18 protein-coding genes are annotated in these 23,087 nt (G+C 73.5%); 15 read left to right on the top strand and 3 right to left on the bottom strand.

The genetic code is table 11. The features are described from left to right. The first annotated feature begins 5 nt into the window (after positions 1 to 5). The 6 genes from IE237_RS16930 (at position 6) to IE237_RS16905 (ending at position 7,054) form a co-directional block, all read left to right on the top strand. Positions 6 to 1,862: a glycoside hydrolase family 36 protein gene (locus tag IE237_RS16930; protein WP_229842721.1), complete on the top strand. Its 1,857-nt coding sequence runs from the start codon at positions 6 to 8 to the stop codon at positions 1,860 to 1,862. Then, positions 1,859 to 2,854, top strand: coding sequence for a LacI family DNA-binding transcriptional regulator (locus IE237_RS16925; protein WP_189802791.1), 996 nt, complete (start codon positions 1,859 to 1,861; stop codon positions 2,852 to 2,854). Before IE237_RS16930 ends, IE237_RS16925 begins: the two co-directional genes overlap by 4 nt. A gap of 107 nt (positions 2,855 to 2,961) precedes the next feature. Beyond that, a complete protein-coding gene (locus IE237_RS16920) occupies positions 2,962 to 3,693 on the top strand; it encodes a hypothetical protein (protein WP_189802790.1) in 732 nt (243 codons plus the stop codon). Positions 3,694 to 3,866: 173 nt separating this feature from the next. Then, positions 3,867 to 4,919, top strand: coding sequence for an iron-siderophore ABC transporter substrate-binding protein (locus IE237_RS16915; RefSeq protein WP_189802789.1), 1,053 nt, complete (start codon positions 3,867 to 3,869; stop codon positions 4,917 to 4,919). A gap of 15 nt (positions 4,920 to 4,934) precedes the next feature. After that, a complete protein-coding gene (locus IE237_RS16910; RefSeq protein WP_189802788.1) occupies positions 4,935 to 5,969 on the top strand; it encodes a FecCD family ABC transporter permease in 1,035 nt (344 codons plus the stop codon). Then, the gene (locus IE237_RS16905) at positions 5,966 to 7,054 is read left to right on the top strand and encodes a FecCD family ABC transporter permease (protein ID WP_189802787.1); all 1,089 of its coding nucleotides are present in this window, start codon (positions 5,966 to 5,968) and stop codon (positions 7,052 to 7,054) included. Before IE237_RS16910 ends, IE237_RS16905 begins: the two co-directional genes overlap by 4 nt. Before the next feature lie 78 nt (positions 7,055 to 7,132). Here IE237_RS16905 and IE237_RS16900 read toward each other — a convergent pair whose 3' ends face one another. After that, on the bottom strand, positions 7,133 to 7,705 hold the full coding sequence (locus IE237_RS16900) for a histidine phosphatase family protein (RefSeq protein WP_189802786.1): 573 nt from the start codon (positions 7,703 to 7,705) through the stop codon (positions 7,133 to 7,135). 349 nt (positions 7,706 to 8,054) lie between these two features. Between IE237_RS16900 and IE237_RS16895 the strand changes: the two genes are divergently transcribed. After that, entirely contained in the window at positions 8,055 to 8,282 is a 228-nt protein-coding gene (locus tag IE237_RS16895) for a CbtB domain-containing protein (protein WP_189802785.1), read from the top strand. A 14-nt stretch (positions 8,283 to 8,296) separates the two neighbouring features. After that, positions 8,297 to 9,118, top strand: a complete 822-nt coding sequence (locus IE237_RS16890) for a CbtA family protein (protein WP_189802784.1) — start codon at positions 8,297 to 8,299, stop codon at positions 9,116 to 9,118. Between the two features lie 113 nt (positions 9,119 to 9,231). Here the strand turns inward: IE237_RS16890 and IE237_RS40780 are convergent, their stop codons facing one another. Beyond that, positions 9,232 to 10,116 (bottom strand): hypothetical protein, encoded by an 885-nt coding sequence (locus IE237_RS40780; protein ID WP_229842720.1) that lies wholly within the window; start codon positions 10,114 to 10,116, stop codon positions 9,232 to 9,234. Positions 10,117 to 11,408: 1,292 nt separating this feature from the next. On the opposite strand from IE237_RS40780, the gene IE237_RS40775 reads away from it, so the two are divergent. The 3 genes from IE237_RS40775 to IE237_RS16880 all read left to right on the top strand — a co-directional run bounded on the left by IE237_RS40775 (position 11,409) and on the right by IE237_RS16880 (position 15,212). Beyond that, positions 11,409 to 11,759 (top strand): hypothetical protein, encoded by a 351-nt coding sequence (locus IE237_RS40775; protein WP_229842719.1) that lies wholly within the window; start codon positions 11,409 to 11,411, stop codon positions 11,757 to 11,759. Between the two features lie 1,365 nt (positions 11,760 to 13,124). Beyond that, positions 13,125 to 13,691, top strand: coding sequence for a hypothetical protein (locus tag IE237_RS40770; protein WP_229842718.1), 567 nt, complete (start codon positions 13,125 to 13,127; stop codon positions 13,689 to 13,691). A gap of 495 nt (positions 13,692 to 14,186) precedes the next feature. Beyond that, positions 14,187 to 15,212: a LacI family DNA-binding transcriptional regulator gene (locus IE237_RS16880; RefSeq protein ID WP_189802783.1), complete on the top strand. Its 1,026-nt coding sequence runs from the start codon at positions 14,187 to 14,189 to the stop codon at positions 15,210 to 15,212. Positions 15,213 to 15,290: 78 nt separating this feature from the next. On the opposite strand, the gene IE237_RS16875 is transcribed toward IE237_RS16880, so the two are convergent. Continuing rightward, positions 15,291 to 18,062: a glycosyl hydrolase gene (locus tag IE237_RS16875; RefSeq protein WP_189802782.1), complete on the bottom strand. Its 2,772-nt coding sequence runs from the start codon at positions 18,060 to 18,062 to the stop codon at positions 15,291 to 15,293. 288 nt (positions 18,063 to 18,350) lie between these two features. Between IE237_RS16875 and IE237_RS16870 the strand changes: the two genes are divergently transcribed. The 4 genes from IE237_RS16870 (at position 18,351) to IE237_RS16855 (ending at position 23,058) form a co-directional block, all read left to right on the top strand. Then, entirely contained in the window at positions 18,351 to 19,655 is a 1,305-nt protein-coding gene (locus IE237_RS16870) for an ABC transporter substrate-binding protein (protein ID WP_189802781.1), read from the top strand. Between the two features lie 118 nt (positions 19,656 to 19,773). Beyond that, positions 19,774 to 20,736, top strand: a complete 963-nt coding sequence (locus tag IE237_RS16865) for a carbohydrate ABC transporter permease (protein ID WP_189802780.1) — start codon at positions 19,774 to 19,776, stop codon at positions 20,734 to 20,736. After that, positions 20,733 to 21,599, top strand: a complete 867-nt coding sequence (locus tag IE237_RS16860; protein WP_189802779.1) for a carbohydrate ABC transporter permease — start codon at positions 20,733 to 20,735, stop codon at positions 21,597 to 21,599. The genes IE237_RS16865 and IE237_RS16860 overlap by 4 nt, the downstream gene beginning before the upstream one ends. Before the next feature lie 55 nt (positions 21,600 to 21,654). Then, on the top strand, positions 21,655 to 23,058 hold the full coding sequence (locus IE237_RS16855) for a GH1 family beta-glucosidase (RefSeq protein ID WP_189802778.1): 1,404 nt from the start codon (positions 21,655 to 21,657) through the stop codon (positions 23,056 to 23,058). Positions 23,059 to 23,087: the final 29 nt, after the last annotated feature.

The following is a 23,087-nucleotide window of genomic DNA, read 5'->3' as shown; positions in this document are numbered from 1 at the left end:
ACCCGATGAGTACACAGCAGACACAGCAGACACAGACCGCAGAGACGGCACAGACGGCACAGCAGATGCACCCGACACAGTCGACGGGCCACCCGTACCCGAACGACATCCCCGTGACCACCGCGCACGCCGCCCCGGCCCCCGCCGAGCCGCTCCTCGACGACGTGTCGATCGCCGTCCTGGCCCCGGGCCACCCCGGCGTGACCCCCCGGTGGGAACTGACCTCCCTCCCCGACGGGCTGCGGCAGCTCGCCGTCCACGCCGAGGGCGCCCCCGTCGAGATCCGGCTCTCGGTGCCGCTCGGCGACGCGGCGGGTTACTGGCACCCGCTGGGCGCCTGGCGGCGCACCCTGGTCGCCGACTGGGAGGGCCGCAGCCGTGTCAGCCTGGTCGACGGGGCGGCCGTCGGCTGTCTGTACGAGCACTCCGGCGCCACCCTCCTCACCTTCGCCGCCACCGACCCGGTCCCCGAGACCGACGTCCGCTTCGGGGTCTCGGAGGAGAACGACACCCACGTCGTCCATCTGAGCCTCCCCGCCTCCCCGGAGCCGCACCGGCTCCTGTTCGTGCCGCGCGCGCCGTCGGTCGCGGCCGCGCTCCGGCCGCTGCGCGCGTGGTTCGCCGCCGCCCGCCCCCCGATGCCCGTTCCGGACGCGGCCAGGCTGCCGGTGTACTCCACCTGGTACGCCTTCAACCAGGACGTCACCGCCGCCGCCGTCGAGGCGCAGGCGGGCCCCGCCGCCGAACTGGGCTGCGGCGCGCTGATCCTGGACGACGGCTGGCAGCGCCACGGCAACGGCCGGGGTTACGCCGGCTGCGGCGACTGGGAGCCGGACCCGGCCAAGTTCCCCGACCTGGCCGGGCACGTGGCACGGGTGCGTGAGCGGGGGCTGCGCTACCTGCTCTGGGTCGCGCCCCTCCTCCTCGGCCCGGAGGCCGACTGCCACGACCGCTGGGCCGCTTCGGCGCCGGCGCCGGCCACCGTGCCGGGCGCCCGGGTGCTCGACCCGCGCCTCCCCGAGGTCCGCCGGCACGTGATCGACCTGTGCGTCTCCCTGGTCCGCGACCACGGGCTCGACGGGCTCAAGCTGGACTTCCTCGACGAGGCCGCGGTGTACGCGGGCGACGGCGCGGGGGACGTGGGCCGGGCGATGACCGTGCTCCTCGCCGAGCTGCGCCGGGCCCTGGAGGCCGTGCGACCCGAGGTGCTGCTCGAACTGCGCCAGCCGTACACCGGTCCCGGCATGGCGCCCTTCGGGAACATGCTGCGCTCCTTCGACTGCCCGGCGGACGCGACCGCCAACCGGATCCAGACCCTCGACACCGCCCTGCTCGCCGTGGGCGGCGCCGTCCACTCCGACATGCTGATGTGGTCCCGCTCCGCACCGGTCGAGGCGGTGGCCCGGCAGCTGATCGGGGCGCTCCACGCGGTGCCGCAGCTCTCCGTACGCCTCGACGAGGCTCCGCCCGAGCACCTCGCGGCCGTACGGTTCTGGCTCGGCCGGTGGCTGCTCCACCGGGAGCTGCTCCTCGACGGGGCCGTGGAGCCGGGACGGCCGGACGAGCTGTACCCGGTGGTGGTCGCGGCCCGTGGCGACGAGTGCCTGATGAGTGTGCACGGCGACCGGGTCGCGGTGCTCGACTTCGCCGCGTTCCGCCGGTTCCACCTCGTCAACGGCTCCGGCCGGGACCGGCTGATGGTCGACGTGACCGGGGGCGGCGGGCGGGTGACCGCCCGGGTCCACGGGCCGGACGGCCGTATGATGGATGATCCGCCCGCGCACCTGCCGGAAGGGCCCCGCCCGCTGGCGGTGCCGCGCGGCGGCCTGGTTTCGCTCGTACTCACGGAAGGACCGCGATGAAGGTCGGCATCACCGACGTCGCAGCCCACGCACAGGTCAGCGAGGCCACCGTCAGCCGGGTGATCAACCGGCGGCAGGGGGTGTCGCGGAAGACCCGCGAGGCGGTCGAGCGGGCGATGGCCGAGCTCGGCTACGAGCGTCAGACGCAGGGCCAACTGGTCGCGGTCGTCACCGAGTTCGTGTCGAACCCCTTCTTCGCGGACGTCGCCGAGCGCATCGAGTCGGCGCTCGCCCCGCACGGCCTGAAGACGGTGCTGTGCCCCGTCTTCGCCGGCGGGGTGCAGGAGCTGGACTACCTCACCTCCCTCGTCGACAAGGGCATCGCGGCCGTCGTCTTCCTCTCCTCCTCCAACACCGTGGAGGGCGCGGACACCGACGGCTACGAGCTGCTGCGCCAGCGGCGTGTCCCGTACGTCGGGATCAACGGCGAGTTCGCCGACGGGGTGCCCGCCCCGGTCTTCTCCACCGACGACGCCCTCGCGGCCGAGCTGGCCGTGGACCACCTCCACCGGCTCGGGCACCGGCGCATCGGGATGGCCTCGGGCCCCTCGGGGAACCGGCCCGCCGACCGGCGGGTCCGCGGCTTCGTCGAGGCGATGGCCCGGCGCGGCATCGACGACGCGGAGGGCTGGGTGGTCCGCCAGTCGTACAGCGTGGAGGGCGGCCAGGCGGCGGCCGGGGCCCTGGTCGGGCTCGGCGCCACCGCGATCGTCGCGGCCAGCGACTTCATGGCGCTCGGCGCCGTCCGGGGCATCCGCCGGCAGGGCCTGTCGGTGCCGGACGACGTCTCGGTGGTCGGCTACGACGGCTCGTCCGTCACCGAGTTCACCGACCCGGCCCTCACCACGGTCCGTCAGCCCGCCGACCGGCTCGCGCTGGAGGTGGGCCGCAGCGTCCTGGCCCTGGTCGGCAACCGCGAGGTGCCCACGGGCGAGCTCCTGTTCGATCCGGAACTGGTCATCCGCGCCTCGACGGGCCCGGCCGCCCGGTAGGCGCGGCGGGTGTTGCGTAGGCTCGAACGGAGCGTTCCGCGTGGGGCCCGGTCCGGAGGACGGGCTCCCTCCCCGCACCGCGCCGTCCCTACGCCGAGGAGGACCCTGTGAGCACCGCCGGAGAAGGACGGCAGCAGCTGGACGAGACCAGCGTCCTCAACGCGAAGAGGACACTGCTGCAGCTGCTCGCCCGGGCGGGCGTCTGGTCCGGTGACGCCGAGGAGCTGATCGGTTTCGTCGAGGCGGGCGCGCTGGCCCTCGCGTACGAGGAGATCGGCGCGGCCGGGCGGAGCGCGCCCGGCGGGAAGGGCGAGCCGTACGCCTCCGGCTGGCTCGACGGGGCGCGGGCCGTCACCGACGAGCTGGGCGCCATCTCCGAGCGGGCGCTGAGGCACGCGGTCGCCTCGGACCCCTCGCTCGCCTCGCCGGACGAGCGTCCTCCTGTCGGGCGGACGGAGCTGGAGCGGACGAACGTGGCGGTCACCCCGCTCTACCTCTCCTTCACCGAGGTCTCCGATCTCGACCCCGAGGTCACCGAACAGGTACTCAGGGCCGTCCTCCGCACCATGAGCTCGCGTCAGCGGGCCGGGTACGCGGGGCGGCTCACGGCGTTCACCTCGGACCACCGGGCGCGGCTGGAGCGGCTGTACGCCGAGTACGGGCCGGGCAGCCCGATCGCCATCCATGGCCGGTATTCGCTCATCCACTCCCCCACCAGTGTCGCCGTCATGGAGCGGCTCGCCACGGCCCCGGCGGACCTGCACGAGGAGTGGGACGCCGCCGAACTGCCGCCGGCGTGGCTGGACGGCCTGACGACGGCGTGGGAGGCCTCGGGCTGAGCCCCGCTCGCCACATGGGGGCCGCCGGACGGCCCTGGTGCTCCAGGCCGGAAACGAATAGGTTAGGCTCACCTAACAAGCGCCTCGCAATGGCCGCTGCCTCGACATTCCCATGTCTGGAGGGGCGTCGGGCGGGGCGTCAGCACACCTCTGCCCGGAGACAAGGATCCGCCATGCCTTCTGTGTTCACCCCTCTTCGCCGCCGCGTCCTCGTGGCGGGTGCCGCCGCGGTCTCGCTCGGCCTCATGGTGACCGGGTGCGGATCGGACGACAAAAAGGACGACGCGAAGGACTCGGCGGCCAAGGCTCCGGCGGGGGCGTTCCCCGTCACCATCAAGAGCGCGCTCGGCGAGGCCGTCATCAAGGAGAAGCCGAAGCGCGTCGTCACCCTCGGCCAGGGTTCCGCCGAGACGGCCATCGCCCTCGGCAACGTCCCCGTCGGCATCGAGAGCTACCCCTGGGGCAGCGACAAGACCGGCTACCTGCCCTGGATCCACGACGCCGTGAAGAAGTCCGGCGCCACGCTGCCCAAGCAGTTCAACGGCGGCGAGGAGCTCGACATCGAGGCCATCACCGAGCTCGAGCCCGACGTCATCCTCGCCCCCTGGTCCGGCATCACGCAGAAGCAGTACGACCTCCTCAAGGAGATCGCGCCGACCGTCGCCTACCCGGACCAGGCGTGGAGCACCGACTGGGACCAGCAGATCGAGATCGTCTCCAAGGCGCTCGGCCGGCCGGAGAAGGCCAAGGAGCTCACCGCCAAGATCGACAAGCAGCTCGCCGACGCCGCCGCCACGCGCCCGAACTACAAGAACGTCACGTTCTCGTACATCTACAACACCGGCCCCGGCACCCTCGGCGTCTTCAAGCCCGAGGAGCAGCGCGTCGCGATGGTCTCCAAGCTGGGCCTCAAGGTCGACCCGGTCGTGAACACCTTCAAGGAGACCGAGGGCACCGACTCCGCCCTCATCGGCCTGGAGAACGCCAACAAGCTCTCCAAGAGCGACATCGCCTTCACCTTCTACATGGACGACAAGTCCCGCAAGGAGATCGAGGCGCAGCCGCTGTACGCGGCCATCCCCGCGGTCAAGAAGGGCGCGCTCGTCTACAGCAACGACCAGCCCTTCGTCACGGCCTCGTCGATGATCAACCCGCTGACGGTGCCGTACAGCATCGAGCGGTACCTCCCCATGATCGACAAGGCTGTCGCCAAGGCCGGGAAGTAGCAGCGGGTCCCGAGCGTGACCACTCTCTCCCGGATCGGGCAGGGCCCCGCCGTCGTACGGCGGGGCCCTGCCCGGCACTTCGCAGCCGCCGCCCTGTGCCTGATCCTGCTCGCCCTCGCGGTCCTCGCCAGCGTGATGTTCGGCAGCAAGCCGACGTCCGCGTCCGACGTCCTCCGGGTCGTCACCGGTGAAGCCGACGGCTACCTCCGCACCGTCGTCGAGAGCCGCTATCCACGCACCGCCCTCGGTCTGCTCGCGGGCCTGTGCCTCGGGGTCGCCGGCACGCTGATGCAGGGCATCACCCGCAATCCGCTCGCCGAGCCGGGACTTCTCGGCATCAACGCGGGCGCGTCCGCGGCCATCGTGGCCGCGACCGCGTTCCTCGGCGCCTCCGGACAGCGCGAGAACACCTGGTGGGCACTGGCCGGCGCCCTGGCGACCGGTGTGGTCGTCCACCTCATCGGCACGGCCGGCGGCGGCAGCGGACCGGTCCGGCTGGTGCTGGCCGGTGCGGTGCTCTCCGCCGTCCTCGCCGCGTTCATCCAGGCCGTCGCGCTGTCCCATCCTCAGGTCTTCGACACCTACCGCTACTGGGTGGTGGGCGCGCTCGGCGGGCGCGGCTTCGACGCCTTCTGGGCGGTCCTGCCCTTCGCCGCCGTCGGCTTCGTCCTCGCCGTGCTCCTCGCGCCGGGGCTCAACGCCATGGCCATGGGCGACGACAAGGCGGCCTCCCTCGGCATCAGTCCCGCGCGTGTGAAGGGCGCCGGCCTCCTCGCGGCGACGCTGCTCAGCGCCGCCGCGACGGCCGCCGTCGGCCCGATCGCCTTCGTCGGCCTCGCCGTCCCGCACCTCGTCCGGGCGCTGGTGGGCGCCGACTTCCGCCTGCAGATCCTCTTCACCTCGCTCGCGGGGCCCACGCTGCTGCTGTTCGCCGACGTCATCGGCCGCGTGCTGCTCCGCCCCCAGGAGCTCATGGTCGGCGTCGTCACCGCCTTCGTGGGCGCGCCCGCGCTGCTCTTCGCCGTCCGCCGCATGAGGGGAGCGTCATGACGACCGCCGAGCGGATCGACACCCCGGCCGTGACCGCGTCGCGGCCCCTCCGGCCCACGGGCCGGAGCCTCCTGCGGATCGGCCCCTGGGCCGCGATCCCCGTGCGGCGCCCGACCGTGGTCGCCGCCGCGGTGACGCTGCTGCTGCTCCTCGGGGCGGCCGTGGCGACCCTCTCCCTGGGCCGGCTCGGCATCCATCTGACGGACCTTCCGTCGGCGCTGATGGGCGAGGCCACCGGCAAGAACGCCTTCGTGCTGAACCGGCTGCGCGGCCCGCGGCTCGTCGTCGCCATCGGCACCGGCGCGGCCTTCGGCCTGTCCGGGGCCCTGTTCCAGGCGGTGACCCGCAACCCGCTGGGCAGTCCGGACGTGATCGGGCTCAGCGCGGGTTCCGGGGCGGGCGCGGCGGCCGCCGCGCTGTTCTTCCCGGACGTCGTCCCCGTACCCGTCGGCGCGCTGCTCGGCGGTGTGATCGCCATGGCGGTCGTCTACCTCTCGACGGGGACCGGGTTCCGCAATCCGGGACGTCTGGTCGTGTCCGGCATCGGCGTGACCGCGATGTCGACGGCCCTGACCCAGTACGTGGTCTACGCCGTCGAGCGGGACAAGGCGAGCGCGCTGACCGCGTACATCAACGGCAGCCTCTCCGCCCGCTCCTGGGACGACGCGACCACGATCTGGGTGGTGCTGCTCGTCTGTCTGCCGCTCGCCGCGCTCCTCGCGCGGCCCCTGAGCATCGGCGAGATGGGCGACGACCTGTCGACCGGCCTGGGCGCCCGCCCGGCCCGCACGGCGACCGCGGCGGTCACGCTGTCGATCGTGCTGTCCGCCGGCGCGGTCAGCGTCGCCGGGCCGATCGCCTTCGTCTCCCTGACGGCGCCGCAGATCGCCAAGCGCGTCACCCGCAGTGGCGGCCCGCACCTGGTCATGTCGACGTTCCTCGGCGCGCTGCTCCTGGTCCTCGCCGACCTGGCCGCCCAGCAGCTGCCGCTCTTCGACAACCTGCCGGTCGGCCTGTACACGATGGCCGTCGGAGGGGCGTACCTCGGCTACCTCCTGCTGCGGGAGTGGAAGCGACCGGCCTGATCCGTAGGTGTCGCTGGGTAGCGGGGACCGCTGTGCGGTCCCCCCTACCGCTGTCCGAGCGGCTGCCGCGCGGCCGCCTCACCCCTGTGCCAGCGGCTCTCCGCCTCGGAGGTTCCAGCGGCCGGCGCGACCGCTGAGGTGGACGGCGGTCAGCGGACGGACGTCCAGGCGCCAGGCCGTCGCGTCGGGCGCCCCGAGGGCGTGGACCATCGCGGCGCGGATCACGTCCGGTTCGGCGACGGCGGTGACGCGCCCGGAGTCGTCCCGGAGGCCGTCGAGCCAGACGCCGACGCGGACGCGCAGGTCGCGCAGGGACTCCCCGCCGTGCGGGGCCGCCGTCGGGTCGGACAGCCAGGCGGAGACCCCGTCCTGTTCGGCGGCGGCGACGGCCGCCAGGGTCTGTCCGCGCCAGCGGCCCATGGCGCAGCCGGAGAGTTCGTCCAGGGGCCGCGCCGCCAGGCCCAGGGCCTCCGCCGTGCGGCGACAGCGCCGGGAGGGCGAGGTGTACGCGTGCGGGGACGGGCCGACCGCGGACGCGACGGCCTCGGCGCGGGCGACGCCCGCCGGGTCGAGAGGACCGTCGTCGTCGAACCTCACCTCGCGCAGCGCCTCGTTCGGGGCGGGGGAGATCAGCGTCAACCGGACTGTCATCGGGGTCCTTTGCGGCGGCCGGACGGGAAGGTGATGTGCGCGGTGGGACACGGGCCCGGCGGGTGGGGCCGGGGGCGGCGTCGTGGCCGGAGCGACGGGCGGGACTCTACCCGGGGGCGTACGAAGGTGATCCAGGCCTCACGCCCTTGGCGGCCGTCCCCGCGCGCGGTACGGTCAGGCGACATTTGAAGAGCGTGACGACGGCGAGACGGAAGTCCGGTGAGAATCCGGCACGGTCGCGCCACTGTATGCCGAGGCGTCCCCCAGGGTGACGTCACGGCGAGTCAGACCCGTGGACCGTCGTCCTGCACCACCGTCTGGGACGCGAGTTCCCGCAGGAGGTTCCATCATGGCCGAGGCTGTCGTCTCCGCTGCCGCTTCCACCCCTTCCCTCGCCGTACCTGCCCCGCTGCCTGTGCGGGCCGTGCTGCCCTGGGCCTTCTTCGTCGGGCTCCTCGCGCTGATCGCGCTGTACTTCGTGGGCGCCGAGCAGGGCGCCACCTCCGTGTTCGCGGGCACCGACGTGCACGAGTGGGTGCACGACGGCCGCCACCTGCTCGGCTTCCCCTGCCACTGAGAGGCGACCCGCACATGCACGCCTCAACTGTCAGATCCCTGCTGGTCCGCGGCATGCTCGCGGGCCTGATCGCGGGGCTCTTCGCCTTCGCCGTGGCCTATGTGGTCGGTGAGCCGCCCGTGAACGGCTCGATCGCCGTGGAGGAGGCCCAGGCCGCCCAGGAGGCCCCGGCCGCCCACGCGGCGCACTCCGGCCACGGTGGCGACGCCGCCGCCGAACCCGCCGAGGAGGAGGGGATCAGCCGGTCCGCCCAGTCGACCTTCGGCCTCGCCACCGGCGTCCTCGTCTACGGGGTGGCGCTCGGCGGCATCGCGGCGCTGGCGTTCTCCTTCGCGCTGGGGCGCGTCGGCCGGTTCAGCCCCCGGGCGACGGCGGCGCTCACCGCCGCCGCGGCGTTCACCACGGTCTACCTGGTGCCGTTCCTCAAGTACCCGGCGACCCCGCCGGCCGTCGGCAACCCGGACACCATCGGGAAGCGCACCACCCTGTTCTTCCTGATGATCCTGCTCAGCGTGCTCCTCGGGGTCGCCGCCGTGATCGCCGGGCGCCGGCTCGCGCCGCGCCTGGGGAACTGGAACGCGACCCTGGCGGCCGGCGGCGGCTTCATCGTCGTGACGGCGATCGCCTTCGCCGTCCTGCCGGACAACACCGACGCCGTCGCGGCGGGCTTCCCCGCCGCGCTCCTCTGGGAGTTCAGGGTCGCCTCGCTGGCGGTCCAGGCGGTGATGTGGGCGGTGTTCGGGATCGTCTTCGGCGCCCTCGCGCAGAAGGCGCTGGCGGCCCGGACGGCCGCCACCGACACGAAGGTCCAGCTCGGCGCCCCCGCCGCCGGCTGACCGCCACACGTGCGACGACGGCGCCCCGCCCACCACCCGGTGGGCGGGGCGCCGTCTTCGGTGCCGCCGGAGAGGCCCCAAAGTCCTGTCCTTCGGATCAGACCGGACAGGCCCTAGCCGCGGCTCCGTTCCCAGGCCTCCTCGAACATCTCGTGGAGCGGTGCGGTCGGCAGCACCCGTACGAACGGGGAGCGGATCCACTTGTCCCACATGGGGCGAACCAGGTGGGTCGTCAGCTTCACGGTCTCCAGCGGCAGGTGCGGAGCCTTGAGTTCGGTCCAGCCGCCGGGCAGGAACAGGGTCCGGCCGGCCCGTGCCCGCTTGGCCTCCAGGACCGCGCCGGTGGCGAGGAGTTCCGCCCGGACCTCCGCGTGCCGCCTGGTCGACCAGCCGTTCCACCGCCGTACGTTCCGGTCGGTGGGCGCGGCGAGGGCCGCCAGCTGGAGGTACAGGGCCGCCGCGTCCCCGCCCACGCCGAGCGCCTCCGCCACCCGGGCGACGAGCTCCGGGCAGGACAGGCGCGGATCGGCCTCGTACCCGCCGGCCGGGACGGCTCCGGACAGGGCGCGGTTCATCATCCGCGCAAGCCCCCCGCCGGCGAGGAGCGGTGCCAGCCGGTCGAGGTCCTCGGCGAGGCCGGTCACCTCGCGGACCTCCCGCCACGTCCCGGGGTCGGTGACGGCCGCGGGGCGCAGGAAGGCGGTGCCGTAGGGGGCGCAGACCACGAGCGGTCCGGAGTCGTACGCGGTCACCGGATCGGCCGGGTTCTCCGGGTGCGGGGCCACCGGCAGCCGCCGGGGGCCGAACCGCTCGGCGATCCGCTCCGGCGTGTCGTCGACGCGGCTCTCGGAGAGTTCGAGCAGCAGCTCGGGGCGGTCCAGCTCGGCGCGCAGCCGCTCGTACAGGGTGGGCGCCCCGGCCAGGTCCGGATCGCCGACCGGCCGGTCCGTCCACGCCCACACGAGGGCGCTCGCGATGTCCGTCAGCGCGAGACCCACCGGGGTGCGGTGGTGCGGTTCGGGCCCGGCCGGCGGGACGGCCCTGACCGCCACTCCCCTGCCGGGCCGCCGCCAGCTCCCAGCCGGCGGCGGGCACCGTCGTGTCCTCGGCGGCGTCGTAGCCTCCGGCGAGGCGCCGGGCCCACACCTCGCCGAGGCCCAGGTCGGCCTCCAGGGCGTCGGCCGTCTCGTCGTCCACGGCGGGGAGTTCCCCGAGGAGCTCCCGCCACACTCCGGCCATCCGCTCCACGGCGGCGTCGACCCCGCCCGGCCGCCACAGCTCGGCGGGGTCGTCGGGCAGGGCGGCGGCCAGGACGGCCCTGCGGCCCGCGCCGCCGAGCCGGGTGCAGAGCTCCTCGTACGCCTCGGCCGTCAGCGGGGTCGCCTTGAAGGGGGCCTTGCGCACCAGGGCCCGGTGCTCCTCCCGGTCGGCCCGGCCGACGAGACCGGCGACGACCAGCCGGGCCACGGACCGTCGTACGCCCGTCAGTTCGGCGAAGCGGACGGCCGCCGACTCCGGCACCTGGACCGGCCCGTGGGCGTCGACGGCCGCCACGAGGGCGCGCAGCCGCCCGGCGTCGTCGCGCGCCACACGCACGTGCCGTACGTCGCGGGCCACGCCCGGGACCGGGTCGGCGTGCGGGTTCTCGGCGACGGGTGCCACGAACCAGCACTCCGCGCCGCCGTCCCGTACGCCGGCGGACGCGACGGACGGAACGTACGTACGCAGGAAGTCCACGAACCCGGGGCCGGACATCCGCCCCGCCCACCAGCGGCTGCCCGCGCGGGCGAACGGCTGGTCGGCCCAGGTGTCCAGGAGCGCGAGGAGAGCGGCCCGCTCCGGGTCCGGGGTCGGTGCCACCGCCGCCCGCCAGGCGACGGCGTCGATCGCGCCGAGGAGCTGGGACCAGTCGTGCGGCGGGGCGGGCGGCGAGAGCCGGCGCACCTCCTCGACGATCGTCCCGGCCAGGCAGGCGCCGTCGGCGGCCAGCGCGGTGAGCGTCGCCGGCAGGGCCACGTCGGGGGTCCGCCGCCACGGGTCGGCCTCACCGGTCTCGACGAGGCCGTGCAGTGCGGGAACGAGTGCGGTGTCCGGCGCGGACCGGCGGAGCCGCACGGGCGGCGCCTCGGCGAGGAGGGTGACGCGCCGGTGCAGGGCGCGGCGTCGCTCCTCGACCCGGGCGGCCCGCCCGGCCACCGCGACGACGGCCTCGGACAGGACGGGATCGGTGACGTCCGGCAGCTCCCGTGCCACGGCCGCCCGGAGTGCCGCCGTACCGTCGGACGCGGCCGTGAGGAGTGCGTCCGCCGTCTCCCGGCTGACGGCCCGCAGCGCCCGGGAGCCCGCCGCGTCCCGTGTCCGGAGCAGGTACCAGAAGGCCGGGGGCAGGGCCACGCCCGTGGACGGGGTGACGCTCCGGGCGCGCCGCACCCGGGCGTTCCGGGGGGTGCGGTATCCGTCCAGCTCCCACAGCAGGGTCCCGTCGGGGGTGTACGCGCGCACGCCCGTCCAGGTCTCGGCGTCGGCGAGGACCACGTCCTCCGCGGCGCCCTCCGGCGGCGCCCACAGCGCCCACGGCTTCTGCCCCGGCCGGTCGACGTCGAAGCGGGCCGTGCGGCCGTCGATGCTCCGGACGAGGTAGTGGCCGGGCGCGGGGTCGCGGTGCGGGGTGCGGAACAGCACCCGGGTCCCGACGAGACCGTCCCTGCTGCCGAGCGGGGAGTCGGTCAGGCCGGCGGGCAGCGGCGCGAGGTGGAGGGCCCCGGGGGCCAGGGCCATGCCCGCCTCGGACGGCTCCGCCGCCGGGTCGGTGCCCGCGGTGCGGCCCGGGAAGTCGGGCAGCCCGGCGCCGCCGATCGGCTCCCCGGTGACCGGGTCCGCCACCTCCCAAGGACGCCCGTCGTACACGCCGTTGGTCCAGATCCGGGAGCCGTCGCCGAGCTGGAGTTCGTACCCGTCGATGCCCTCCGTGCCGCCCGGCCGCAGGGCGCGCCTGCCGCCGTGCCGCCCTCCCCCGTCGGCGGTCTCGAACTGGAAACCGTAGGCCCCCTCCAGCACCCCGCCGAACGGCACGAGGCCGCCCTGCTCGTCCGGCGTGAACGACGCGTCGGGCCGGTCCGCCCAGAAGGCGGTGTCGCACAGGTGGGGGTTCTGCTTGACCGTCCAGCTGACGAGGAAGGAGCCGCCGACGTAGTGGACGGCGTGCATCGTCGTGTCCTCGGGCACGGTGAACCGGCAGGAGGCGCGGACCCCGTCGGGGTCGACGGCGACCGCCCGGTCGGTACCGAACACGGTCAGGACGGGCCAGGTGGAGGTCACGCCGACGACACCGGGCAGCCGGTCCACGGCACCGTCGCCGTCGTCCGGGTCGCCGTCCTCGTCGCCGTCGTCCTCGTCCGGGGCTCGGAGGTCGGCAGCGGCTGCCGCTGCGGCCGCCGCGAACTCCGCGTACACCGACTCCAGGGCGGGCCAGGCCAGTTCCTCCGGAAGGCCGGCGGCGAGCGAGCGGCGCAGTGCGCCCGCCGCGCTCGTCGCGCCGAGGGCGTCCGCGACCCCGCCGAGCGCGGTCACGGTCGGCCGGTCGAGAAGGGTCTCCAGCTCGGTGACGGACTCCTCGGCGCCCGCCATGCCGCCGCCCCCGACGGTGTCGACGAGCCTGCCGACCCGTCCGGCCACCTCCTGGGCGATGCCTTCGTTGCCCGGGAGCAGCGTCACCGCGGAGCCGGGCTGCCGCCCGCGCGCCATGGGCCAACTCGGCATCAGGTTCGCGTGCACGGTCCCCTCCAGACGGGGTCCGAACACGGGGTCGGCAGCCAGCGCGGCGAGATCACGCCGGGACTTCTCGCCCCAGAACCGCATCCGGATCTCGGGGCCCGGATCGGTGACCGCGGCCCCGGCCGCCAGGCAGGCGTCGAGGACGTCCGCGTCGAAGCCCTGGTAGTGGTGGCGGGTCGTGTGGAGCGTCACCGACGCGGACCCGGCCCGCAGGCGCGGACCCAGCCGGCCGATGAGAGCGAGGAATTCCTCCGGCAGCGGCTGGCGTCCCACGCCGCCGCCGGACTGCAGGGCGTACTGGTACATGCGGACGAAGGTGCCGAGCCACTGGTGCAGCCCGCCCTCCGGCACGACCCGTCCGTCCTCCATCGCGCCGGCCGCTCCGCAGCCGATCAGCATCCGCAGCCACGCGCCGCCGTCGGTGACCCCCTCGGGGAAGACCTCCAGGAGACCGGCCGCGACCGTGTCCGTCGGCGGATGGGCCGTCAGGATCGGCTCCGCCGCGCTCAGCAGGGCGTCCGGCACGGACTTCTTCCGGGTGACCGACAGGATCGCGCCGACGAGCCGGGCGACCTCCTCGTCCCCGAGACCGGCCTTCCTGGCGGATGCCCGTACCCGGCGCACCAGATCCGCCGGCAGGTCCGCGGGCGAGGCGGCCCAGGCGGTGAGGAAGGCCTCCAGGGCGGTGTGCGCCGCCCCGGGCTCCAGGGTCTCGGCGAGGAACCGCTGGTGTGCGCCGAACTCCTTGGCGGGCATCGCCCCGCCCTGGGCGAACAGCAGCCCGTTGGCCCGGCGGTAGGCGGGGTCCACCGGCAGCCCGTGCCGGTCCTCGGCCGCCCGCGCCGCCGCGTAGGCCCGCCCGCCCGGCCTGCTCCCGTACCCGATCAGCCGGTGCCCCACGGTGTCCCAGAACCAGGGCAGATGCTCCGGCGGCAGCTTCCGCGCCCGCCATGCCATGGCCTCGACGAACGCGCCGGGCTTCGTCCAGGACCGGCTGAGCTCGGGGCCCATGCTTTCGACCAGCGCCCGCGCGTCCTCGACCGCACCCGGGTCGTGGGCGGCGACCCAGTCGGCGTAGGTGGTCGACACGTGCGTACCGGCGGTGGGCAACAGGGCATCCAGCGAGACGATCATGACTGGGATCGTCGCACGCCCCACTGACAGACCCACTCCCTGGGAGCGCTCTCAGAGAGTGGGGGGTACAGATATCCTGGTCCGCGCAGGACCGCACACCACCCATCGGACACGCACACCGCACACCCCGTCCAGCCGACGCAGCCGAGGAGCGCCCGCCTTGCCCGAGCAGACCACGGGGCCCCGCCCCACGCTGGAAGCCGTCGCCGCCCGCGCCGGTGTCTCCCGCGCCACGGCCTCCCGGGTCGTCAACGGGGGTGCGGGCGTGCGCGCTCCGCTGGTGGAGAAGGTGCTCAGGGCCGTCGAGGAGCTCGGCTACGTGCCGAACCACGCCGCCCGCACCCTGGTCACCCGCCGCAACGGCGCGGTGGCCGTGATCATCGCGGAGCCCGAGTTCCGGATCTTCTCGGACCCGTTCTTCGAGCAGCAGGTGCGCGGGATCAGCCGGGAACTGACCGCCCACGACGCCCAGTTGGTCCTCCTGTGGGTGGAGGGGCCGGGGGACCACGAGCGGATCGCGCGCTATCTCGGCGGTGGACACGTCGACGGCGCGCTGGCGTTCTCGCTGCACAGTGACGACGCCCTGCCGACCGTGATCGAGCGGGCCCGGATACCGATGGTCTTCGGCGGGCGGCCCGCCCCCGGCACCGACCCGACCGTGCCCTTCGTCGACTGCGACAACCGCGGTGGCGCCCGGGAGGCGGTGCGGCATCTGGTCGGTCTCGGGCGGCGGAACATCGCGCACATCTCCGGGCCCGCCGACCAGACGTCCGCGATCGACCGGATCCACGGCTACCGGGACGTCCTGTTGGACGCCGATCCCGCGCTGCTCGGCCGGGGCGACTTCACGGAGGAGAGCGGGGCCCGTGCGATGGCGGAGCTCCTCGACCGGCGGCCGGACGTCGACGGCGTGTTCGTCGCCAACGACCTGATGGCGTCAGGGGCGTTGCGGACCCTGAGGGAGCGCGGGGTGCGGGTGCCGGAGGACGTGGCGGTCGTCGGTTTCGACGACATGGCCTCGGTGGTCGAGCGGACCGTCCCGGCCCTGACCACCGTGCACCAGGACATCGAGGGCATGGGCCGGCTGATGGTGAAGCTGCTCATGCGGCTCCTCGACGGGACCGGCGCCGAGATCCCGGCCTCCGTGATCACCCCGACCTCGCTGATCCGCCGCGCCTCGGCCTGACGGAGCGCGTCGCCGACGGGAAGCGGCGGGCCCGGGGTGACGCTCCCGGGCCCGCCGCCGTCTCGCGAGGGGGTCGGGTCAGCCGTACGGGATGACGAGGACGGAGCGGTCCGTGCCCGTCTGGAGCCGTGATTCGCCGTTCCCGATCGCGCTCCAGACCTCCAGCCGGACCGTACCGCCGCGCAGGTCGCCGAGCGTGCCGGTGGCGGACTTCAGCCCGCGCGCCTGGCTGTACTCCTCCCAGCCGGTGACCGGGTCCGTCGCGAAGTACTGGTAGGTCTCCGTCCGGTCGAAGGTGCCGTCACCGGTGAGGTCGTAGCTGACCCGGGCCTGCTGGCCGAGGCCGACCGCCGTGCCGGCGTCCACCTGGAGACGGAAGGCGGTCGAACCGCCGGGCCTGAGCGTGCCGTTGACGTTCCTGGCCTCGTAGACGAGCGGCCGGTTCGGGGTGCCGTCGTGGTTGGCGCCCTGCGCCGAGGCGACGGTGTCGCTGCCCGCCGTGGCTCCGGTGGCGGTGGTGAGGGTGCCGCCGGTGCGGAGCTGGAAGGTGTCGCCCGTGGACGGTTCGGGGTCCGGGTCGGTGCCGCCGCCCGTTCCGGTGCCGGTCGCGGTGGAACGGGCCGGGACCGTCAGGGACTTGCCGTCGGAGAAGGTGACCGTGCGGGCGGTCGCGCCGTGGTTGTGGGCCACGTACGTCCGGGTCGTCCCCTTGGTGAAGACGGCGGAGGTGGGGAGGGAGCCGGAGACCGTCGCGTCGGGCGCGCCGAGGGTGTCGAGCGCCGTGAGCCAGTGGTAGGTGTGGGCCTTCGACTCTCCGGCCTCCGGGGTGTAACCGGCGTTGCCCGCGTCCCACTTGGCCTTGGCGGTGCCCGGGTCGGCCAGGGACTGGAACTCCCACAGGATGTCGCGCCATTCGACGGCTGGACCGCCGTTCTCGCGTTCCATCTCGGCGATGTTGCGCCGGACGGCGTCCTTGTGTCCGCCGAGCTGGAGCGAACCGCCGGTCACGGGGAGGACGTTGATGCCGTGGATCTCCTCCGGGTTCGCGGTCCACCAGGTGGAGTAGGCGGCGCCGCTGCCCCACACCATGCCGGCGGTGTCGTGCTGGAAGGAGGCGGGGAAGACCTGCTGGTCGGCGTCGAACCAGTACTGGGCGATGGCCTCGCCCTCGGTCGTCAGCAGGTAGGTGCCGAGGTCGCGGAGCTGGGTGTCGCCGGTGGCCGAGCCCCAGAGGACGAGGGCGGCGCTGAGGTTGGTGGACTCGGAGGAGGATTCCTGGTTGTTGCCGGCGGCGAAGCCCTGGTGACCACTGGCCCAGCTGTGTCCGGCGTAGACGTCGAAACCGCGCAGGAAGGGGAAGGCGCCGTCGGTGCGGCTGGGGTTGGCGGTGTCCCTGACCAGGGTCTTGACCATGGAGCCCCACGCGGAGTCGGCCGCCCAGGCCGGGTCGTACTGGGCGACGATCGCGGCGGCGTAGACGTAGTAGCCGTAGTGGAAGTGGTGGTCGTTGAGTTCGGTGTCGCTGCCGTAGGAGGCGGGATAGCCGGTGAGGGTCTTCCAGGCCTGGTCGTACGAGAACTCGTTGGCGCCGCCCGCCGTGAACCAGTCCTGGAGACGGCCCTTGATCAGGCCGAGCAGCTTGTCGCGGGTCGCGCCCTCGCCGATCTGGTCCGCAAGCGGGACGAGCTGGGCGAGCTTGCCGAGGGCCTTGCCGGTCCAGTACGTGTCGACGGCGCCGGAGAAGGGGTCGGCGGAGTTCGCGACCTCGTTGAGGTGGCCGCGCAGCCGTGCGGGGTCCACACCGGCGCCCGGGAGGGCCGGCAGGGTGGCGGCGGCCCGCTGGGAGGTCGTGAAGGAGGCCGACTCGCGGACCTTCATGGTGCCGCGGGGCGAGACGTACGTGTACGGGGTGAGCGGGTCGGTGGTGTGCAGCCACTGGTGGCGGTAGAGGGCCTGGAGGGTGCCGCGTTCGGTGCCCTCCTTCGCCTCGGTGGTGAGGGTGTACGTGGCGCGGACGGTCCCCGCGTCGTAGCTCCAGTTCACGGTGGATCCGGTGACGAAGCTGTACGCGTACTTCCGGTAGGCCGCGAGGGCGCCGGTGTCGGGCAGGACGGCGACGGAGAAGTAGTCCTTGCCGGCGAGCCCGGCCGTGACGGTCGAGCCGGAGACGTTCCAGTCGGTGCCGGTGGGCGCGAAGAGGGCGTAGTGGTGGCCCGCGACGGTGATGCCGAGGACGTTGCCCTGGTCGGCGAAGACGGTGGGGGTCTCGGCGGTGGTGATCCGGGCGTCACCGCCGGTGCCCTTGGCGTACACGAAGGGCAGTCCGTGGCCGATGGTGGTGCGCAGGGTGCGGGCGCCGTCGGACCAGTAGGGGGTGACGGTCCAGTCGGACCAGGCGTCGGCCCTGGTGTCGGGCGAGTTCAGGCCGGTGAGTCCGAGGGTGAGGTCGCGCTTGTGGGCGAACTCGTACTGGCGCCCGTCGCCGACGACGGCGGGGCTGGTCGGGTAGCCGATCTCCAGTCCGCCGGCGACGGCCTGGTAGGTGAGCGGGTGGCCGTACATGGGGGTGGAGTACGGGTTGTCCCCGTACCGCTGGAAGGCGAGGGAGGACCACCAGTCGTTGGTGGGGACCGGCTTGCCCTGGGCGGCGGGGGTGACCTTGGGGGTGACGGGGGTGCCGGTGTTGGTGGTGGGGCCGGACGTACCGGCGGGGCGGGTGTCGGAGTAGCTTCCGGCGCCCACCGGCACGGTGGCCGCCGCCGCGGGGCCGGCGGCGGGGCCGACTCCCAGGGCGGTCAGGGCGGATACCAGGACCAGCACTGCGGCCGGCCTGCTGCGGGGGGTTGGCATGAACGAGCACCTCATGTCTTCGCGGCGGATGGGGGTGCACGGGACGGGGTTGCACGGGGATGAGGGGTGCACGGGGAGAGGCGGTGAGAGCGCTCTCAGACCGCCGGAAACGTAAAACCCATGCAACGACTGTGTCAATGCATTGAACACAAGAGGGAGTTGACCTCCACTCCCGCCCGATACGCCTTCGAGCCTTGACGGATACCCCTCTCCACGGGCACGCTCCCCCCGCAGGCTTGAGAGCGCTCTCAATCGCTCTCGCTCGTTCCGGAGCCAAGGAGGCTTCCCATGTCCATCGCCCGAGCCGCCAGGAGAACCGCCGCCCGCCTGGGGGCGGTCGTCCTCACCGGGGCACTGCTCGCCGCCTGCGGAAGTTCGACGGACGGCGCGTCCGAGGACGGCGCCGGGGGCGAGGTCACGATCACCGTGGACCTGTTCGGCTCCTTCGGATACAAGGAGGCCGGGCTCTACGCGGAGTACGAGAAGCTCCACCCCGGCGTCACCATCAAGCAGACGGACACCGAGGACGAGGCCGACTACTGGAAGTCCCTCCAGACGCGGCTCGCCGGCGGCGGGGGCCTCGCCGACGTGCAGGGCATCGAGGTCGGCCGGATCGCCTCCGTCACCCAGCAGCAGGCCGAACGGTTCGAGGACCTCAAGAAGTACGGGGCGGACAGCCTGGAGGACCAGTTCGCCCCGGCCAAGTGGGCCGCCGCCACCGGCAAGGGCGGCGAGGTCCTCGGCCTCGGCACGGACGTCGGCCCGGAGGCCCTGTGCTACCGCACGGACCTCTTCAAGCAGGCAGGACTGCCGACCGACCGCGAGGAACTCGCGAAGAAGTGGGCCACCTGGGACGGCTACCTGGAGCTCGGGAAGCAGTACAAGGCCAAGGCCCCCGGGAAGAGCGCGTGGATCGACAGCGTCGGCAGCCTCTACTCGATCATGATCGGGCAGGAGAAGGAGCGGTACTACGACGCCTCCGGGAAGCTGATCTGGGAGGACAACCCCGCCCTGCGCACCGCCTGGGACCACGCCGTCGAGGCCGCGCAGGGCGGCCTGAGCGCCAAGCTCGACCAGTGGTCCCCGCAGTGGAACCAGGCCTTCGCCGCCGGTTCCTTCGCCACGATCCCCTGCCCCGCGTGGATGCTCGGCTACATCAAGGGCCAGGCCGGTGAGGCCGGCAAGGGCAAGTGGGACGTCGCCACGCTCCCCGGCGGCGCCGGCAACTGGGGCGGCTCCTACCTCGCCGTGCCCCGCGCCGCGAAGCACAAGAAGGAGGCGTACGAGCTGATCAAGTGGCTCACCGCGCCCGAGCAGCAGACCCGGCTCTTCGAGAAGCAGGGCAACTTCCCCTCCGCCACGGGCGCGATCGAGAAGGTCGCCGGCGCGAAGGACGCGTTCTTCTCCGGCGCCCCGACCGGGAAGATCTTCGGCGACGCGGCGAAGGCGGCCCCGGTGCAGGTCCTCGGTGTGCACGACCAGAACATCGCCCAGCAGATCACCAACGCGCTGAGCGAGGTCGAACGCAAGGGCACCTCTCCCGAGAAGGCCTGGTCGAACGCCAGGAAGGGCGTCGAGAACACCATCGGCTGACGCGGGCCGCCGGGCGTCGCGCGCCCTCCCCCGCGCGATCGCCCGGCGCCGCCCCGACCGTCGTCCCGTCCCGTCCCGCCCCGTCTCCCGCCCCGATCCCTCACCGAAGGGCCGCACCGTGACCCTCACCGCACCCCAGGCACCGGCCCCGCCGCCCGCCGCCCCGCCGCCCCGGCCGGGCACCGCCCGGCGAGCCTGGCGGACGGTATCGCCGTACGCCTACCTCGCCCCGTTCTTCACCCTGTTCGCCGCCTTCGGCCTCTTCCCCCTGCTCTACACGGCCTTCGTCTCGCTGTACCGGGTGGAGCTCCAGAGCCCCGGCGACATGGAGTGGCGCGGCCTCGGCAACTACACCGCGCTCCTCGGTGACGAGTACTTCTGGGTCGCGCTGCGCAACACCTTCACCATCGGTGTCCTCTCCACCGTGCCGCAGCTGGTGATGGCCCTCGGGCTCGCGCACCTGCTGAACTACCGGATGCGCGGCCGCACCTTCCTCCGGACGGCGGTCCTGCTGCCGTACGCGACCTCGGTCGCCGCCGCCACCCTCGTCTTCGCCCAGCTCTTCGGCCGGGACTTCGGGCTGATCAACTACGGGCTCGGCCTCGTCGGCATCGACCCCGTCGACTGGCAGAACGACACCGTCGCCTCGCAGATCGCGGTCTCCACGGTCGTGATCTGGCGCTGGACCGGCTACAACGCGCTGATCTACCTGGCCGGCATGCAGTCCATCCCCGACGAGCTGTACGAGGCCGCCGCGATGGACGGCGCCTCGCGGTGGCGCCAGTTCTTCCACGTCACACTGCCGGGGCTGCGGCCCACCATCCTCTTCACCGTCATCGTCTCCACGATCGGCGCCACCCAGCTGTTCGGCGAGCCGCTGCTGCTCGAAGGGTCGATCTCGGGCGGCATCTCGCACCAGTACCAGACGCTCGGCCTCTACATGTACGAGCAGGGCTGGGGCTTCTTCCACCTGGGGCGGGCCGCGGCCATCGCCTGGGTGATGTTCCTGCTCATCGTGGTGCTCGTCGGGCTCAACGCCCTGATCGCGCGCCGTCGTTCCCGCAAGGAGGCCGGCCGATGACCGCGCTCGTCCGTCCGGCACGCCGCGGGCCCTCCCGGGCGGGGCGCACCCTGCACGCCGGGCCGCTCGCCTACGCGATCCTCGTCGTCGCCGTGCTGTTCTCCGCGTTCCCGTTCTACTGGACGGTCGTCGCCGCCAGCCGCTCCAACGCCGACCTCGCGAAGGTCCCGCCGGCCCTGCTGCCGGGCCCGCACCTGATGCGCAACTTCGAGGCCGTCCTCGAAGAGGCCGACATCGGCAAGGCGTTGCTGAACTCGCTCCTCGTCTCCGGGTCGATCACCCTCGGCACCGTCCTGTGCTGCACGCTCGCCGGTTTCGCCTTCGCGAAGCTGCGCTTCCGGGGCCGGGGCGCACTGCTCGCGGTCACGGTGGGCACCATGATGATCCCGCCGCAGCTGGGGGTGATCCCGCTGTTCATGCTGATCGCCGAGCTCGGCTGGGTGAACCAGCTCCAGTCGGTGATCCTGCCGGGCCTGGTGTCGGCGTTCGGCGTGTTCTTCATGCGGCAGTACCTGGTGCAGTCGCTGCCGGACGAGCTGATCGAGGCGGCCCGGGTCGACGGCGCGTCCACGGCCCGGATCTTCTGGTCGATCGTGGTGCCGATCGCCAGGCCCGGCATGGCCGTGCTCGGTCTGCTGACCTTCATGACCGCCTGGAACGACTTCTTCTGGCCCGTCGTCGCGCTCTCGTCCTCCGAGCCCACCGTGCAGGTCGCGCTGCGCCAGCTCGGCGGCGGCTACGTCCACGACCAGTCCGTCATCATGGCGGGCACCCTGCTGGGCACCCTGCCGGTGCTCCTCGTCTTCGGCCTCCTCGGCCGGCAGATCGTCGGCGGGATCATGCAGGGCGCGGTCAAGGGCTGACGCCCGCGCCCCTCCCGTCTCCTACCGCCCTCTCACTCCAGGGAGTTACCGTCCCATGACCGCGCTCGACGCCCGCTCCGACCTCACGACCGCCCTCCGGTTCCCCGCGGGGTTCCGCTGGGGCACGGCCACGGCCGCGTACCAGATCGAGGGGGCCGCCGCCGAGGACGGCCGCACCCCCTCCATCTGGGACACCTTCAGCCGTACGCCCGGCAAGGTGCGCAACGGCGACACCGGTGACATCGCCGCCGACCACTACCACCGGGTCGACGAGGACGTCGCCCTGATGCGGCGGCTCGGGGTGACCGACTACCGCTTCTCGGTCGCCTGGCCGCGGGTCCAGCCCACCGGTCGCGGTCCGGCCGTCCGCAAGGGCCTGGACTTCTACCGGCGGCTGTCCGACACCCTGCTCGACGCCGGAATCCGGCCGGTGGCGACGCTCTACCACTGGGACCTGCCGCAGGAGCTGGAGGACGCGGGCGGCTGGCCGCACCGGGAGACCGCGTACCGCTTCGCCGAGTACGCGGGCATCATGGCGGACGCCCTCGGCGACCGGGTCGCCACCTGGACGACACTCAACGAGCCCTGGTGCGCCGCCTTCCTCGGCTACGGCAACGGCGTGCACGCGCCGGGCCGGACCAGCGACCTCGCGGCGCTGCGCGCCGCACACCACCTGAATCTGGCGCACGGCCTCGCGGCGCGTGCGCTGCGCGGCGCGCTGCCCGGTTCGGCGGAGGTGTCCCTGACCCTCAACCTCCATGCCGTACGGGCGCTTTCGCAGGCGCCGGAGGATCTGGACGCGGCACGCCGGATCGACGCGGTCGGCAACCGGATCTTCCTCGACCCGGTCTTCCACGGCCGGCTCCCCGAGGACCTGGTCCGCGACACGGCGTCCGTCACGGACTGGTCCTTCGTCCAGGACGGCGACCTGGCGACGGCGGCCGCGCCGATCGACTCCCTGGGGATCAACTACTACTCGCCGGCGGTCGTCGCGGCGGGCGCCTCCGAGTCGCCGTCGCCGTGGGCGGGCGCCGAGCGGCACGTGCGGTTCGAGCCGGCGCCCGGGCCGCGCACGGCCATGGACTGGCCGGTGGACGCGGACGGGCTGCACGAGCTCCTGGTCCGGCTGCGGGACGAACTGCCGGGCGTACCGCTGGTGATCACCGAGAACGGTGCGGCGTACGACGACTACGCGGATCCGTCGGGGAACGTGAAGGACCCGGAGCGGGTGGCGTATCTGCACGCGCACCTGGCGGCGGTGCACCGGGCGCTCGCGGACGGCGCCGATGTGCGCGGCTACTTCCTCTGGTCGCTGCTCGACAACTTCGAGTGGGCGTACGGCTACAGCAAGCGGTTCGGCATCGTCCACGTGGACTTCGCGACGCAGCGCAGGACCCTGAAGGACAGTGCCCGCTGGTACGCGGAGGTCATCGCCCGGGGCGGCCTCGCGGAGGCCTGAGGGCACCCGCCCCTCTCCCGCCCGGGGAA

The sequence above is a fragment of the Streptomyces tanashiensis genome, assembly GCF_014648895.1.
GTDB classification, from domain to species: domain Bacteria; phylum Actinomycetota; class Actinomycetes; order Streptomycetales; family Streptomycetaceae; genus Streptomyces; species Streptomyces tanashiensis.
Note: the sequence above shows the minus strand (reverse complement) of the source record. Positions and strands in the feature narration are given on the sequence as shown.